Consider the following 14,785-nt stretch of genomic DNA (forward strand, 5'->3'; position numbering starts at 1 on the left):
TATTCACCCCTTTGGATATATAATTAAGCTTTCTAAGCTTCTATTTTGTATAATTTGTATATTGACTTTGTTATTAGATTTAATATCACTAGAACTCCATGGATAACTAGTTAAAATTTCTCCATCCATAGGAGCTATACCAAAATATATAGAACTTTCATTTATAGCTATAAGTTTATATTTTGCTTTTAAATGTGCTGGTTTTACTTCTTCTACTGCTGAATATAACAGCTCTAGCATTTTTGAAAATCCATCTCTTGATTTTAGATATACTTCAAAGCTATAATTCTCATTTTTTTCTTTTACCTCAACATCATTTATAAAACTTTTAGCAATTTGTTTTATTACCTCTTTTGATGTTGTTCCTTCTCCTCTTAACCTTGCTAATACATTTGATCTTCTACTTTCTATTGATTTAGAATCATCTGGAACAATGTTAAGAAAGTCTTCCCAATATTTTATTCCCCATGTTGATGTTTCTACAAAACATTGATTTAGTAAATCTCTTATATTTAAAGTCAGTTTTTCAATTTCATCTTGCTCAAGATCATATATTTTTGCAAATTCTTTAATTTGTGATATAAAAAAAGGTACATAGCTCTTAATTAACACCATCTACCACCACACTTTCCAATATTGGAACGCTATCTTCGCTTAAACTTATATCCTTTTGTTTTCCATTTAAAGTAATTTCTTTATAATCTTCAACTCCATCCACATCTAAAATACAGTTTACTATTCTATTAAATCTTATTATATTAGTTTTTAAACTTATCTTTTTAAAATAAGAGTTAATATTAGAAATAATCATATCTTTTATTGCTTCTAAAACACTACCTTCTTGTAAAATAACCTTTGTAGAAATTTTAATATTAACTTCTTTTATTCCTGTAACTGTAACGGTTGCTCCTATAGGTCTTTTTTCTTCTATAACATCACTTACTTTTTTTATTAAATCTTCCACAGGTGCTCTACCATCAGTATCTGTTATTAACACTTTTACGGTTCCATTTCCATTCCACAATGGCTTTACTTTTGCATCTCCAACTCCATTAACACTTAAAGCCCAATTTAAGTAATCATATTTATTTCCAGATGTTGATGGCGTTCTTACTTTTACCATTAATCTATTAAATAAGCTTTCATTGCTTTCTGTATCAACACCATCTAGTATTGTTTCACCTAAAGCTCCCTTTCCTAATCCTTCAATGTATTCAATAGGAAGTAAATTCCCACTTGGATAATTTCCTTTAGTCCCTATAAGTTCGCATTGCATTTTATATTTTCCCTTTTCAATTCTTTCTGTTGCAATGTAATTAGTCTTATCTATAGAGAATCTAGATTTCAATGGAATATCAATTAACTTCTCTTCTGTATCATAAAACGTTCCTAACTTTATTGCATATGTTGCCATCTTTCTTTCAATTCCATGTTCAACGCATCTTTTATCTAAATATTCATCAGGTATATTAGGTGATGCAAAAGTATATTCTAAAAATCTATCCATATCAGATCTTAGTTTTGATATTTCTTGTGCTGCTGGAGCTAATGCATTATATATTAAACTACTGCCTTCTCTTTTATCCAAATCATTAGGGATTTTATCTAGCATTTCTTTTAATAAGTCTTCTTCTTTTACTTCAAACAAATTTAAATCACCACACTTTCATATAATTTTGAGTAAATAGAAAAGACAGTGAATTTTACTAATACACTGTCTTTCTCATATTCAAATATAAATTCATCTGCATTTTCAATCCTATCATCTTGGGTTAATGCTTCTTTAATTCTACGCTTTAGTTCGCTCTCTGCAATATCTCTGTCCATTTCTATAGTTCTTCTAAATTCACTTCCATAACTATCAGGATATATTAAATAATCATATCTCTCTGTATTTAATATAAAATATATTGTCTGCTTAAGTGCTTCTATCTCATCACAAAATCCAATTATTCTATTTTCTTTGATCTTATAAGTTTTACTAGGATGCTTTTTTTCTTTTATAATATCAATATCTTTTATTATGCCTCCTTGAGGCAATATACTAAAATTATTCATACTTTCCCACCTTATCAAGAATTAAAAATCTACTTCCCTTTTCAATCATTAACAATGCAAGAATGTCTCCTTTTTTTAATCCTTCTCTAATAACTATTGTGCCAAGAGCTGATGATGTTTCTGAATGAGAATGTTTTAAATCTATTTCATATCTATTTAAACTTTCTGGAACAACAAAGAAATCTTTTTGTAATATTCTTTTCTGATCTATCCTAACAGTTAAATTATCATCTATTATAGTTCCAAATTCTATATCTAAAGGATTTCCAGCATTAATTGCATTTACACTTGCTTGTTTTATAATTTCTATCATACTAGCCAAACTTTACACCACCTTTAAATCAAAATCCATTATGTGTCCATCTTTAGAAAACTTATGTGTGGCTTCTTCTATTAAATACATTTCATTTATTCCATATCTTTTTATATCAACCCACACACCAGATCCCCCTCTAAGTTTTGCCTCTAATTTAATGTCAGTACCTAAAACATCTTTAAGTTTTAATGACTTCTTCTCTTTATTTTTTAATGTTAAATGAGCTTTGAGTATTTCGTCTATTTGTGCCTTATTCACTTTATCATCAATGCTTTTAAAAAATTGAAGTTTACCCCATTTATACATGTTATTTTTATCTTCAGTAGTGTATACTTCTTCCTCTTCTGAATCCTCACTTTTTCTAACAAGCTTTATAGCATTATAACTATCTTCGATTGAATTACTCCAATCATATTTTCCTAAATTAGTATTTTCAGATATTATTAATTCCTGTCTCATATTATTTATATCTTTAAGATTAATACTTCCAAAATCATCATATAAAACAAAAGTTCTTTTAGTTGAACCTAATGTTTTTTCCAATGCTTTATAAATAATATCTACTAATTTTTTATCTTTTTCGTTAAATCTAGGAATTACATAACCAGTATCTTCTATAATACCTTTTGTCAATCCTAGATTATAAAGTATCCTTTCAACTACATCACTTGCTTTTAGGTTAACATCTGAAAAAGTATCATTATACATTAAATATTTAATTTGATCATAAGCTATTAATTTTATTTCTTCTCCTTCATTACCACTATGTTTGAACACATAACCATAGAAAATATTAACCCCATCAACTTTAAATCTTATTATGTCACCATTTGATACACCTAATGTTTCATTCGTTAACAATGTCACTTCTAAGCTTGAAGGACTTCCTTTTCTTTTTGTTTTCCATGTTACTTGTTTTATAAGATTGCTAAGATTATAGATATTACTTTTTTTATCATCAATTAATAATTCTATATTCATGTTAACCTCCTTTATGGAATATTAATAACTTGTCCAGGATATATTAAACCTGGATTTGATATATTATTAAGTTCTGCAATTTCTTTATACCTGTTTCCATCGCCTAAATATTTTTTTGCAATGTGCCATAAGCTTTCACCTTTAACTACTTTATGGCTATTAACTTTTACTTTATCATCAGGTCTAAGTGTAGTATTATAATTTTCAACAATGATACCATTTTTTGTTTCCATTACAACTGCTCTTGTAGCATAATAAGGTTTATATCTTTTTAACTCTATTGAATAATATATATCTCCTACTTCTCCACCTTTTTCGGTAAATTTAAGATTTTCAATAGAAAATAAATCATTTATTGCAAATTCTGAACCTATAAATATAAATCTTACTTTTTCTGCATTTTGACGCCATTCATTTAGTCTATTCATATATTCATGTGGTCTAAAAAAATGCTTATCATTCACATAAGGACCATTATTTCTTGGGAAATAGCTTTTAAATGATATTTTAGTTAATTTAGGAATATTTATTACATTAACTTCACCTATATTTATTACATTATGAGTTTTGTTATCTCCACTATCACTTATTTCAATATCTTGTGGAAGAACTGGTAAAACAAATCCTTCTCTGCCTTCATTTACACTTAATCGCATCTTATATCTTTTACTCATTACGCATACAGCCCCTCTGCACTATTAGTCATTTCATTTTCCATATATGATTCTATTCTAGATATAATTGTATCTATATCTGCTTCTTTTCTTATATCTCCTGTGGTTACTTGTACAGTTGGAGTTAATGTTATGAAATTTTGGATACTTTCCAGTTCTGCTAAATCATTCATTAAGTCTAAATTTTCATTTGAAACTTCCACACTATCATTTATCCCTTTAAGTGATTCTGATCCTTCTGATACATTATTACCTAAATTAGTATTGTCTATTGCTGAGGTTAAAGCATCACTGCCTCCACCCATATCACTTGGAATACCACTTGAATTATTTCCACCTTGATTTAATAGAGAATTATTAAAATTATTTCCCATGTTATCTTCATTATATGAATTTAAAATAGCATCATTATTTTTAAACTTATCTGAAATACCATTTACAAAATTACTACCGCTACTATAACCTAAATTAAATTGGCCATTTAAATCCTTTGTTTCCATTCTTTGTACACTTACATAATCCTCTGGTGGTTCTGGTATATCCATTTTAAAAGACCCTATTGAAAAATCTCCAATTAAATCTTTTAGAAATGGAATACTTTTAGCTTTTTCTACAATCCAATCTAAAGCTCCACCTATGAATTCAACAATAGAATTCCATATGTTATAAAATAAACGTTGAACAGAATACAATGGATGATTAAATACATTTGCAAAAAATTCAGCTAATGCAGCAACTATATTCCAGACTAAAGCAATGCTATTATATATAAAACCTACAAATCCCATAAAGAGTCCACCTATAAAACCTATTATCTGTTGAAAATTTATTCCAAATAAATTCAAAAAGTATATAAGTAACATTATTGTGCCTATTAAAATCAATATCGGTAAATTAGCTATAACCCATGCAAATGCAAATTGAAATACAAGTGGTATTAATATAGCTAATAAAGCTATTCCTAATGATATCAACATAGGTTGTATTATGTCCCAATTGCTTGTAACTACATCTCCAACCCAACATATTAAAGTCGCTATCAAACCAATTCCCATACATATACCACTTATTATTCCCTGAAAAGCTCCATCGGAAAACATTTCATTTAACATTTGCATTGCTGGATTGATAGCATTCAATAACCCTAATCCAATCGTACCTAAACTACTATCAAAGTTTTCTTTAAGATTCTCAAATTGTGAGGATGCTGAATTGTTAAATTCATCTAGCATTGAAGAATCTAAGCCTTTTTTATTTAATAACACATCAAATTTTGAAGTAAAATCATCTAAATCCTTACTTGCTTGTAAAACTCCCATATCTTCGCTACTAAATCCAAACTTATCTTTAAGATCAGATCCATCTCCAGATAGCATACTATTAATAGCTCCACCTGCTCCAGATATTCCTTCTCCTGAATTACCAAGTGATAAACGTTCTGATAAATTGGCTAGTTTATCTAAGCTTTCTGTATTTTTAGTTACTCCCATAAATGATTGTGCATTATTTTTAAGTTCATCAAATGAAAATCCTGATTCATTAGCCTGTTTTTGAAGATGATTAAAATAAGCTGTTCCTGCCTCTTTATTTCCAAGCATTCCTTGTACTGAAATCATTTTGTCTTGCATTTTACTTGCTTCACCTATAACTGCTGATATTCCATTTTTCAATGTTTCTGCATTGAAAAAACTTTTAAATGTTTCTGATGCCTTTGTTGCTAGTGCAGACATACTAGATGTACTTTTATTTACATTTTGATTTAATTTATCTTGTTCATCTGCTGCTTTTTGAACATTTATTTGTAAAACATTTGTTAATGAAATTTCTTGTTGTATTAATTGTATTTGCTGCATTTGTAATGTTTGTTGAAACTTAGGCATTATTGGTTGTTGTAATGCTGGTTGATTTACCATACCATCCATTACCATTAAGCCCGTTTCCATTGATGCCATAATATTACCTCCTCTCCTTTTATCTTTTTCTCTTCATCCTATTTGCTTCTTTCTTTTCCTTTTCTACATGTAAATCTATTGAAGCATATATAAACGCCTTTTCTTGTCTAGATAAATTCATTAATTCATGAGGTAGTATTTTTAATTTATGGAGGGCATAGTGAGCATATGATGCTTCACCATCTCCCTCCTTAATTAGTTTTTTGCTTCTTCAATTAAATCATTAACGCTTTTATCATAGCCATTAACTTCTCCTACTATTGATGACCAATCTGAAAATTCTCCATCTCTCATCTTAGATTTCATTGCACTTAGTAGCTCTTCAGCACCAAGAACTCCCCATGAAGCTTGTAGTTCTGAATTTTTTAAGTCAGGACAAATTGTAGTTTCAATTATTAAATCAGATACATATTTATCTTGATCTGTTTCCATTATTCTTTGACCTTTTATTAATTTAGTTTTTCTATTTTTCTTTCTTATTCTATCCCCCATTTCAGCAGAAATAGGTCTAAATTTCATAAGCTTTTTCTTACCACCTATTGTTACTTCTCTTTCAATTTCTTGTGTATCCTCAAAACTATCCATTAAAAAATCTTCAAAATTATTCATTATTCCATACTCCTTCACTAATCGTTTTTGTTTTTACACTAATATTTAATACTCAAAGCATAAATAAGACTCTGTTTTAGCATACGTTGATATATTCATAAGTAAAGTTGGACTGAGTAATTGAACTTAGGAATACTAAAAATGAGTATAGTCCCATTTTAGCTTGCTCCCAATATAAAATTGTGACTTAAAAGAGGAAACTCGATTCCTATTAAGTCACTGAGTAAGTTCGAGGCGTAAAATATAAAATTTTTACTCTCACTTAACTATTCTCAAAGTCCAATTACAATGCCACTTTACCCATTGAATATATCAACGTATTCTGCTAAAACAGAGTAGATTTATAATATTAACCAATTACTGGTTTTCCGAATTTATCTAATAAATCAACATCTTCATAAGTAAATGCCATTTCTTCTTCTAAAACTTCACTTTCTACATCAAACATAGCCATGCTTACTTTATCAAAGTTACATTTTTTTAATACAATTGTTTGCTTTCCAACTGTAGAAGTTGCATCTTCATTAGTGACTGTCATATCGAAATAAACATCTTTTCCTGTTTTAATATACTTTATCATCATTTCTCTAAATAAAGATGTTACATAATAAATTGTAAGTGTTCCTGTTCCTTTCCAGCCTGTAGCTTTATTTTGTTCAACTCTACTGCCTAAAGTTTTACCTGTTGTTTTAGTTTTTTCTGCATCTGATTCTAACTTTTTAGCATAAAATAATTCCTCATTTCTACCATTTACAGTTATGAACCCCTTTGCTTCTGTTCCACTTAAAGTATCACTAAAATTTAAAAAATTACTCATTTAATATTCCTCCAATCATTATATAAATACAGTCATATATATTTTTTCCATACTATCTACTGGTTGCGCATTAACATTTACAACAATAGAATCATTAGAATTTCCTTTAAGTACCTCAATATCATCTACAACTACATTTTCTAATGCTCCTTGTCCTTGTAATGTTTCTAAAATATTTAATATATCTTTCTTAAATAAGTTTCTTCCATCCTCATTGTTGCTTACTTTGCCAATATAAGATTCTTCCCACTTATATTTAATCTTGTCATTTATTCCATCTAAAACTCTTATAACTCTGTTTTTTCTAAAGTCAGATTTTTTATCCTCTGTAAAAGTCTTTAATGTGTTAATATCTTGTTCAATTAAAACTTGTTGCTTATTATTGATGAAGATTATTTCACCTTTTTTGATTATCTCTTTTATTTCGCTATCTGCATATCTAACATCAACATTGCTTGCACCTTCATATAAAGCATAAGTATTAGAATCAGCATAACCTGAGCTTGCTGTTAACGCTGCTACATATGCTGTTGCTTGTACATTAGTTACATGTACATCATCTTTAAGATACACACCATTCTTTATAGATATAATCCCTTCATAGTCTGCTTCTGCAAAGTTTGGTAAAACAGCTTGAACTTTTCTTCCCTCACATTCTCTTAATCTTTTAATAAACTCTTTTACAACCAACTTAGTGTCTGACTCATCATACGGTATTGCTACAGTATTGAAATCAAATAATTCTAATTCTGCTAAAAAGTCTACATAATCCTTTCCTGTAATAGGTTTATCTTCTCCACCTTCTAGTTTTGCTCCAGCAGATAAAGTTAGTGCACCTGATCCTTTAAAGTCTACAAGTGCATTAGATACTAACTCATCAATATTTTTTACAGTTTGTGTATCTAGTTTTGTATATTCTAGGAATGTGATTACATCAAATTTAGTTTCATCATTTACATTAGTTTGAATTTGAATTCTTATATCATTTCCTTTACTTCCACTCCATTTTGATGTTACTGCTAATTCTCCTAGTTTCTTCGTTGCTTTAACACCTTCATTAAGTCTGTATAATAAAACTGTTTTTGCTTTCTTTAAGCCTTCTTTAAGCATTAGAAGGCTTTCTTCATTTAGTTCTATTCCTATTACTCCTAACAAATCTGTTTCATTATCTATTTTTACTATTGTTTTTTCTGGTCCAAAAGGCAATACTAACGGTAAAGCCATTACCCCTCTTTCATTATTGCTACTATCATTATTCTTTTTACTTTTAAAATTAACATAAGCTCCTGCTCTTATTTTATTTTGTTTTTCCCATGTTCCACCTGCCATTTATTTGACCTCCATATTATAAAATTTGTTTATTACATCTCTTGCATCATTTATGCTATATTCTTCTTTTGTTAATAATGCATTTAAAATGTCCTTTTCATTTCTTGTAAAATGTTTAGATTGTACTAATTGCTCTTTTGAAAATTTACTTTCCAACAATATCTACCCCCATCTTTTGCATATTTACTTCTTCAATTGTTTTTAATATATTAAACTTTACTTGAAACTTAAAATGTAATATTCCATCTGATATTTCATGCTCTTTATTAGATACTCTGTACTTTTTATTATCAACCTCTATATATTCAAGTGTTTTATATAAAGTATCAGCCATATTAAAATAATCTAAATTAATACTTTCTTTATTACTTAAATAATTTACATCAAAATATATAACTTCTTTATATCGTCTATTTAATTCTTTTACTTGTTTTGAAGATAATACTTGCACAAAAAAACAAGGCTTCGTAAAACCTTGCTCCATAGCATCATCATATATATTTATCTCATGAAAATTTTGAGATAACATTTTATTAATTTCAAGCTTTAATTTACTTATCATTCAAATTATCACCTCCCTTCAAGGCTGATTCGTTTTAATAATATAAGATTTTTAAATTTATATATATTTTTAGGTACCTAAAATCATATGTCTTTTTTTACTTTTCCACAATATCATTATCTCATGGTTATTATTTCATTAAAATAACATCTTTTTTTCATCTATTTTTCAAAACGATATTTCATGTGTACAATTTAGCTTTGTTATAATTAAAAGCACCTATATTTTCATACAAGTGCTTTTCCCATATAACTATATTTAAATTGTTGTTTTTGTGTTTTCTTACTTTTCCACAATACCATTATCTCACGTTTATTATTTCATTAAAATAGCATCTTTTTTTCATGTATTTGTCATTGTATTTTAACATACCTTCATTCCTTCTACTCCAAATAAATATATTCCTAACTCTTCTAACATCTCTTTAACCCATCTTCTAACTGTAATAACACCACAATTAAGCTCTTCTGCAACTTCTTCATATGTCTTTTCATCTATAAATAGTTTTTCTAATGCCAAATATTTCTCTACAACACCCTTTTTTCTTTGCTCTTTTTTTAATACCTCTAATGAAGAATCTATATGCGATATCATTATTAATGTTTTCACTTTACTTTGTTTTATACTTAATATATATAATTCATCATATTCTTCTTTTTCTAATTCAATCTTATCAGTATTTGTTATATCATTTATATCACTTATTGAATAAATAATATGAGATTTTAAATCATTATAATGTTTCATTAATAATTTGGTATTATGAAAAACTTTTTTCTTATCTAAATCTTTTTGTTCCTTGTCATATTCTTTTATTGCTGTTTTAACTGCCATTTCTATAATTCCTTCTATATTCATTTCTTGTAATTCCATAATTGTTTACTCCCCTCAATAAAATTTAAACTTTGTTTTAAAACACATCAAAACTCTAATTAATCTATAAATACATCTTATATCCGGTTTCCCGTTTATGCAAATCTAATTTGTTACGTTTTTCCGGTATTTTAGTTTAATTTTTATGCATTTTCTCTCATTTATTCGGTTTTCTGTATACAATTGTTTACTTTTTCCATATTAAGTGATATTATATTTCTGTAAACCGGAATAAATATAAAGGGGTGATTTCTATGAGCTATATAGGTAACTTTTTAAAAAATAAAAGATTTGAAAAAAAATTTACATTAAAAGACCTATCAGATTTGAGTGGTGTTGGACCAAGTACAATTTCAGATATAGAAACTGGTAAGGCCTTAAATCCTCGAATGATAACACTTCAAAAACTAGCTTCTTCTCTTGATATATCCGTAAATGATTTTTTTGAAGAAACAAAAATTGATATTATAGATGAAAATTCAATAAAAAATGTAGATATTGAAAAACAAAAACAAATTGATACAGTTGCAGCACATTTAGAAGATAAACATTTAACTCCAAAAAAAGTCAAATTACTAAAAGATTACATAGATGCTTTATTTGATGATGAAAATTGGTAACTTACATGAGTAATTTAATGACATATGAAGATTTGCTTATATATGCTCAAAATAAGGGGTTAAATATTAAAGAAAAAAAATTAAAATTTAATTTTAAGGGATTATATAAGAATAGCCGAATACTTATTAATTCTGATATTGACACAGATATCGAACGTAAATGTATTCTAATTGAAGAGATAGGACATCATGAAACATCCTTCGGGAATATAATTGACTATAATAATCTTAACAGTAAAAAACAAGAATTGAGAGCTCGGAGATGGGCAAATGAAAAACTTATTGAAATAAAAGATCTAATTTGTGCTTATAATTATGGTGTAAAAAATAAATATGAATTAGCTGATTTTTTTGGGGTAACTGAAGAATTCTTAAATGATACCATTATTAACTACAGAAAAAAATATGGTATTTGCTATAAGATAGATTCTTATTTAATATATTTTGAACCAAACTTAGGAATATTGAAATTAGTTTAAATAAAAAGAACACTAGACGTTAACCTAGTGTTCTTCATATTTGTACGAGACAAGCCGTAAGCGGGGTTCTGTATTAAGCAATCATCTATCTAGGCTCATTGTTGCCAATGAGCTCAAGCGACGCACCCGGAGGCGGGACGGGCAATCCCTTAATGCCTCTCTATTCGGTCTTGCTCCAAGTGGGGTTTACATAGCCGTGATGTCACCATCACGCTGGTGAGCTCTTACCTCGCCTTTCCACCCTTACCTAAGTAAACTTAGGCGGTATATCTCTGTTGCACTATCCTTCAAGTCGCCTTGACTGGACGTTATCCAGCACCCTGCCCTATGGAGCCCCGACTTTCCTCTCCTGGGTCAAGCCCAGCAGCGATTGCACGTTTTGCTCGCAAGATTTATATTATCACACATCTTATAATTTTACAAATAAAAATTTAATAATTTTTTTGGTAATTATTAAGCTAAGTGATAAAGTTACTAAATATTTTTATTTTATACCAAAATAAATAATAATATTAATAAAGTTATTATTAATACACCATAAATATTAACCCCACATAAAAGTAGTGATGCAAGTATCATTGCTCCTACTACAGCTTTAGGACAAAAGTACCAAGGACAAGGACCTTGAAAGAATGGAAACCACCCACCTCTTCTTCTCCCTCCCCTAAAACATCTCCTCATATTTTTGCACATATGTTTAAAACTTTTATTATTGTCATCTCCCATAATACCCACCTATAAATTGCTCTCACAATTAATATATGCAGATATTACTTAATTTAGTTAAATAAAATCATATGGATCTTCACATTTTTCTGAAACTATAAACTTTATTTCTTTAAATTTATTCTTTAAGAATTCTAAACTTTTTATAAATGCTAACCATTCAGTTGAAAAATGTCCCGCATCTATTATATTGATCCCATATTCTTTAAAATCAGAAGCAAAATGATAAGTTGTATCACCAGTTATTATGCAATTTACTCCAAGTTCTTTACACATATAGAAAAAATCTTGACCACTACCATTAATTATTGCTAATTTATTTATATGATTATCACCTTTTACAACTCTCATATTTTTAATATTTAGTTTTTCTTTAAGATTACTTACTATTTCTTCAATATTAATATTTTTTTCTAGTTCTACAATTCTGCCTAGTCCACATTCTTCAAATCCTTTAATATTAGAACTTTCAATTATTTTACTATATTTCAAATCTAATAATTCAAGTAATGCATCATTAATTCCATCCTTAGCAGAATCTAAATTAGTATGACATGAATATAAACTTATATCATTTTTTATTAAATCTATAACTTTATCACCTAATAAATCTCCATTTATTATACTTTTAGGCTTTTTAAATATTAGAGGATGATGAGTTATTATTAAGTCAACTTTATTATCAATAGCTTCTTTTATAACTTTTTTAGTACAGTCTAAAGCTAATAAAACTGTTTTTACTTCTTTATTTTCATCTCCAACCATTAATCCAACATTATCAAAATCCTCTTTTAAAAATTTAGGAGCTTTTTCCTCAATGATATTTGCAATATCTTTTACTAAAACCATATAAATCCCTCCATTGTATTTTTTTCAATAGCTATTATTTTATAAAGTTTTCTAGCATTTTTATTTTATTATGTAGTTCTTCTTTTCTTAATTTAGCAGATTCAGTTTCTTCTTTTATAAAGCTTAAAATTTTATTGTATTTTTCAATTTTAATCTTTATATATTCTTTTATTAACTTATTATTCTCTTTTAACATTATTGGACTTATTTCATAAAATATAGGATCTAATTTGGTGTTTTCTCCCATTTTATATTTCACCTTAAATAATTCATAAAATTGACCTTCATCAAAACATAAGTCTTCATTTAAAATCTCATAATTGTTATTATATAAGTATTCTCTTAATACTTCTGGATTTTGAGCTGGTTGAAGAATTAAATAATCTAATTTTTTAACTTTATTAATATCTTCTTCTAATATATCTCTTATTAGATTTCCACCCATTCCAGCTATTATCACACCTTGTACTTCATTCTTCTTTAAAGGTGAAAGACCTCCCCCTAAACGTAAATCTATTTTATCTATAACTCCATCTAATGAAGCATTAATCTTTGCTTTTTGAAGTGGATCTTTATTTATATCACTTGCAATTACTTTTTTTACCATTTTATTTTTTACTAAGTAAATTGGTATATATCCATGATCAGTTCCTACGTCCATTACAGCATCACATTTATCAACATATTCTAATATCCAATTTAATCTTTTGCTTAAATCCATAATTTATCTCCTCTTCTATTTATCATTATTTAAATTTCAAAAAATTCTATAATTTCTTATACTATAAAAAAGAGCACCTGTAAAGGTGCTTTTTAATCTAGATAATCTTTTAATTTCTTACTTCTTGATGGATGTCTAAGCTTTCTTAATGCTTTAGCTTCAATTTGTCTAATTCTTTCTCTTGTTACATTAAACTCTTTTCCTACTTCTTCAAGGGTTCTAGCTCTTCCATCATCTAGTCCAAACCTTAGTCTTAGAACTTTTTCTTCTCTTGGAGTTAAAGTATCTAATACATTTATTAATTGTTCTTTCAGCATTGTAAATGCTGCTGCTTCTGCTGGAGCTGGAGCTTCATCATCTGGTATAAAGTCACCTAAGTGAGAATCTTCTTCTTCACCAATAGGTGTTTCTAATGATACTGGCTCTTGAGCGATTTTTTGAATTTCACGTACTTTATCTACTGGTAATTCCATTACCTTTGAAATTTCTTCTGGGAAAGGATCTCTACCTAATTCTTGTAATAATTGTCTTTGAACTCTTATTAACTTATTGATAGTTTCTACCATATGAACTGGTATTCTAATAGTTCTAGCTTGATCCGCAATGGCTCTAGTTATTGCCTGTCTAATCCACCATGTTGCATAAGTAGAAAATTTAAAACCCTTTCTATAGTCAAATTTCTCTACTGCTTTTATAAGACCTAAGTTCCCTTCTTGAATTAAGTCTAAGAATAACATACCTCTACCAACATATCTTTTAGCTATACTTACTACTAATCTTAAATTAGCTTCTGCAAGTTTCTTCTTAGCTACTGGATCGCCTTCTTCAATTCTCTTAGCATAATCTATTTCTTGTTCTGATGATAATAAAGGTACTTTACCTATTTCCTTCAAGTACATTCTAACAGGGTCATCTATTGCAATTCCTTCTAAAACTGTTAAATCTATCTCTTCTTCAACTTCTGGTGCATCAGTTGCACCACCGATTACTTCAATTCCCATCATTTCAAGTACTTCATAAATTTTTTCTATTTGCTCTGGACTTAAATCTATATGATCTATTTCATCCATAATTTCTTTATAAGTCAAAGAACCATTTTTCTTACCTTTATCAATCAGACCTTTTACCATGGCCATTTTAGCACTTTTATCTTCTTTTCCTTTTTCGGTCTTATTCTTAACTTTTTGCTCCATACTTTCTTTACCTCCTTCTGCCATGA

The 14,785-nt window shown here is 28.1% G+C and carries 19 protein-coding genes and 1 other RNA gene; 2 read left to right on the forward strand and 18 right to left on the reverse strand.

Translation table 11 applies throughout. The features are described from left to right. Positions 1–3: 3 nt before the first annotated feature. The 13 genes from NG901_RS04510 to NG901_RS04570 form a co-directional block, all read right to left on the reverse strand. Positions 4–615 (reverse strand): putative phage tail protein, encoded by a 612-nt coding sequence (locus NG901_RS04510; protein ID WP_252212554.1) that lies wholly within the window; start codon positions 613–615, stop codon positions 4–6. Beyond that, positions 602–1,648: a baseplate J/gp47 family protein gene (locus tag NG901_RS04515; RefSeq protein WP_252212555.1), complete on the reverse strand. Its 1,047-nt coding sequence runs from the start codon at positions 1,646–1,648 to the stop codon at positions 602–604. The genes NG901_RS04510 and NG901_RS04515 overlap by 14 nt, the downstream gene beginning before the upstream one ends. Before the next feature lie 2 nt (positions 1,649–1,650). Further along, complete coding sequence (locus tag NG901_RS04520) at positions 1,651–2,058, reverse strand: DUF2634 domain-containing protein (protein ID WP_252212556.1); 408 nt, start codon at positions 2,056–2,058, stop codon at positions 1,651–1,653. Further along, a complete protein-coding gene (locus NG901_RS04525) occupies positions 2,051–2,380 on the reverse strand; it encodes a DUF2577 domain-containing protein (protein WP_252212557.1) in 330 nt (109 codons plus the stop codon). Before NG901_RS04525 ends, NG901_RS04520 begins: the two co-directional genes overlap by 8 nt. Positions 2,381–2,383: 3 nt before the next feature. Beyond that, positions 2,384–3,355, reverse strand: a complete 972-nt coding sequence (locus NG901_RS04530) for an XkdQ/YqbQ family protein (protein WP_252212558.1) — start codon at positions 3,353–3,355, stop codon at positions 2,384–2,386. An 11-nt stretch (positions 3,356–3,366) separates the two neighbouring features. Beyond that, positions 3,367–4,029 (reverse strand): LysM peptidoglycan-binding domain-containing protein, encoded by a 663-nt coding sequence (locus NG901_RS04535; protein ID WP_252212559.1) that lies wholly within the window; start codon positions 4,027–4,029, stop codon positions 3,367–3,369. Then, positions 4,029–5,981, reverse strand: coding sequence for a tape measure protein (locus tag NG901_RS04540; protein ID WP_252212560.1), 1,953 nt, complete (start codon positions 5,979–5,981; stop codon positions 4,029–4,031). Before NG901_RS04540 ends, NG901_RS04535 begins: the two co-directional genes overlap by 1 nt. A gap of 195 nt (positions 5,982–6,176) precedes the next feature. Continuing rightward, complete coding sequence (locus NG901_RS04545) at positions 6,177–6,590, reverse strand: phage tail assembly chaperone (protein ID WP_252212561.1); 414 nt, start codon at positions 6,588–6,590, stop codon at positions 6,177–6,179. Positions 6,591–6,939: 349 nt separating this feature from the next. Continuing rightward, on the reverse strand, positions 6,940–7,407 hold the full coding sequence (locus tag NG901_RS04550; protein ID WP_012450094.1) for a phage tail tube protein: 468 nt from the start codon (positions 7,405–7,407) through the stop codon (positions 6,940–6,942). An 18-nt stretch (positions 7,408–7,425) separates the two neighbouring features. Further along, the gene (locus NG901_RS04555; RefSeq protein ID WP_252212562.1) at positions 7,426–8,736 is read right to left on the reverse strand and encodes a phage tail sheath family protein; all 1,311 of its coding nucleotides are present in this window, start codon (positions 8,734–8,736) and stop codon (positions 7,426–7,428) included. Next, positions 8,737–8,892: a hypothetical protein gene (locus tag NG901_RS04560; RefSeq protein WP_252212563.1), complete on the reverse strand. Its 156-nt coding sequence runs from the start codon at positions 8,890–8,892 to the stop codon at positions 8,737–8,739. After that, positions 8,882–9,298: a phage tail terminator family protein gene (locus tag NG901_RS04565; RefSeq protein ID WP_252212564.1), complete on the reverse strand. Its 417-nt coding sequence runs from the start codon at positions 9,296–9,298 to the stop codon at positions 8,882–8,884. The genes NG901_RS04560 and NG901_RS04565 overlap by 11 nt, the downstream gene beginning before the upstream one ends. 363 nt (positions 9,299–9,661) lie before the next feature. Continuing rightward, positions 9,662–10,171, reverse strand: coding sequence for a helix-turn-helix domain-containing protein (locus NG901_RS04570; protein ID WP_252212565.1), 510 nt, complete (start codon positions 10,169–10,171; stop codon positions 9,662–9,664). 254 nt (positions 10,172–10,425) lie between these two features. Here NG901_RS04570 and NG901_RS04575 point away from each other — a divergent pair, with 254 nt between their 5' ends. Then, positions 10,426–10,791: a helix-turn-helix domain-containing protein gene (locus tag NG901_RS04575; RefSeq protein ID WP_252212566.1), complete on the forward strand. Its 366-nt coding sequence runs from the start codon at positions 10,426–10,428 to the stop codon at positions 10,789–10,791. A gap of 5 nt (positions 10,792–10,796) precedes the next feature. Continuing rightward, on the forward strand, positions 10,797–11,270 hold the full coding sequence (locus NG901_RS04580) for an ImmA/IrrE family metallo-endopeptidase (RefSeq protein WP_252212567.1): 474 nt from the start codon (positions 10,797–10,799) through the stop codon (positions 11,268–11,270). A gap of 41 nt (positions 11,271–11,311) precedes the next feature. Here the strand turns inward: NG901_RS04580 and rnpB are convergent. The 5 genes from rnpB to rpoD all read right to left on the reverse strand — a co-directional run bounded on the left by rnpB (position 11,312) and on the right by rpoD (position 14,783). Beyond that, positions 11,312–11,656, reverse strand: an RNA gene (rnpB, locus tag NG901_RS04585) — RNase P RNA component class A. Positions 11,657–11,759: 103 nt separating this feature from the next. Next, positions 11,760–11,996 (reverse strand): hypothetical protein, encoded by a 237-nt coding sequence (locus NG901_RS04590; RefSeq protein WP_252212568.1) that lies wholly within the window; start codon positions 11,994–11,996, stop codon positions 11,760–11,762. Between the two features lie 57 nt (positions 11,997–12,053). Beyond that, the gene (locus NG901_RS04595) at positions 12,054–12,845 is read right to left on the reverse strand and encodes a Nif3-like dinuclear metal center hexameric protein (protein ID WP_252212569.1); all 792 of its coding nucleotides are present in this window, start codon (positions 12,843–12,845) and stop codon (positions 12,054–12,056) included. 34 nt (positions 12,846–12,879) lie between these two features. Beyond that, on the reverse strand, positions 12,880–13,566 hold the full coding sequence (locus NG901_RS04600) for a tRNA (adenine(22)-N(1))-methyltransferase (RefSeq protein ID WP_252212570.1): 687 nt from the start codon (positions 13,564–13,566) through the stop codon (positions 12,880–12,882). Positions 13,567–13,658: 92 nt separating this feature from the next. After that, a complete protein-coding gene (rpoD, locus tag NG901_RS04605) occupies positions 13,659–14,783 on the reverse strand; it encodes an RNA polymerase sigma factor RpoD (protein WP_252212571.1) in 1,125 nt (374 codons plus the stop codon). Positions 14,784–14,785: the final 2 nt, after the last annotated feature.

Source organism: Clostridium sp. CMCC3677, from assembly GCF_023845585.1.
GTDB classification, from domain to species: Bacteria; Bacillota; Clostridia; order Clostridiales; family Clostridiaceae; genus Clostridium; species Clostridium aquiflavi.

What these genes read in the sequence shown, in the direction of transcription:
- NG901_RS04510 (WP_252212554.1), bottom strand. Translation starts at nt 615, where the DNA reads ATGGTGTTAATTAAGAGCTATGTACCTTTTTTTATATCACAAATTAAA.
- NG901_RS04520 (WP_252212556.1), bottom strand. Translation starts at nt 2,058, where the DNA reads ATGAATAATTTTAGTATATTGCCTCAAGGAGGCATAATAAAAGATATT.
- NG901_RS04530 (WP_252212558.1), bottom strand. Translation starts at nt 3,355, where the DNA reads ATGAATATAGAATTATTAATTGATGATAAAAAAAGTAATATCTATAAT.
- NG901_RS04535 (WP_252212559.1), bottom strand. Translation starts at nt 4,029, where the DNA reads ATGAGTAAAAGATATAAGATGCGATTAAGTGTAAATGAAGGCAGAGAA.
- NG901_RS04540 (WP_252212560.1), bottom strand. Translation starts at nt 5,981, where the DNA reads ATGGCATCAATGGAAACGGGCTTAATGGTAATGGATGGTATGGTAAAT.
- NG901_RS04545 (WP_252212561.1), bottom strand. Translation starts at nt 6,590, where the DNA reads ATGAATAATTTTGAAGATTTTTTAATGGATAGTTTTGAGGATACACAA.
- NG901_RS04550 (WP_012450094.1), bottom strand. Translation starts at nt 7,407, where the DNA reads ATGAGTAATTTTTTAAATTTTAGTGATACTTTAAGTGGAACAGAAGCA.
- NG901_RS04555 (WP_252212562.1), bottom strand. Translation starts at nt 8,736, where the DNA reads ATGGCAGGTGGAACATGGGAAAAACAAAATAAAATAAGAGCAGGAGCT.
- NG901_RS04565 (WP_252212564.1), bottom strand. Translation starts at nt 9,298, where the DNA reads ATGATAAGTAAATTAAAGCTTGAAATTAATAAAATGTTATCTCAAAAT.
- NG901_RS04570 (WP_252212565.1), bottom strand. Translation starts at nt 10,171, where the DNA reads ATGGAATTACAAGAAATGAATATAGAAGGAATTATAGAAATGGCAGTT.
- NG901_RS04575 (WP_252212566.1), top strand. Translation starts at nt 10,426, where the DNA reads ATGAGCTATATAGGTAACTTTTTAAAAAATAAAAGATTTGAAAAAAAA.
- NG901_RS04580 (WP_252212567.1), top strand. Translation starts at nt 10,797, where the DNA reads ATGAGTAATTTAATGACATATGAAGATTTGCTTATATATGCTCAAAAT.
- NG901_RS04590 (WP_252212568.1), bottom strand. Translation starts at nt 11,996, where the DNA reads ATGGGAGATGACAATAATAAAAGTTTTAAACATATGTGCAAAAATATG.
- NG901_RS04595 (WP_252212569.1), bottom strand. Translation starts at nt 12,845, where the DNA reads ATGGTTTTAGTAAAAGATATTGCAAATATCATTGAGGAAAAAGCTCCT.
- NG901_RS04600 (WP_252212570.1), bottom strand. Translation starts at nt 13,566, where the DNA reads ATGGATTTAAGCAAAAGATTAAATTGGATATTAGAATATGTTGATAAA.
- rpoD (WP_252212571.1), bottom strand. Translation starts at nt 14,783, where the DNA reads ATGGCAGAAGGAGGTAAAGAAAGTATGGAGCAAAAAGTTAAGAATAAG.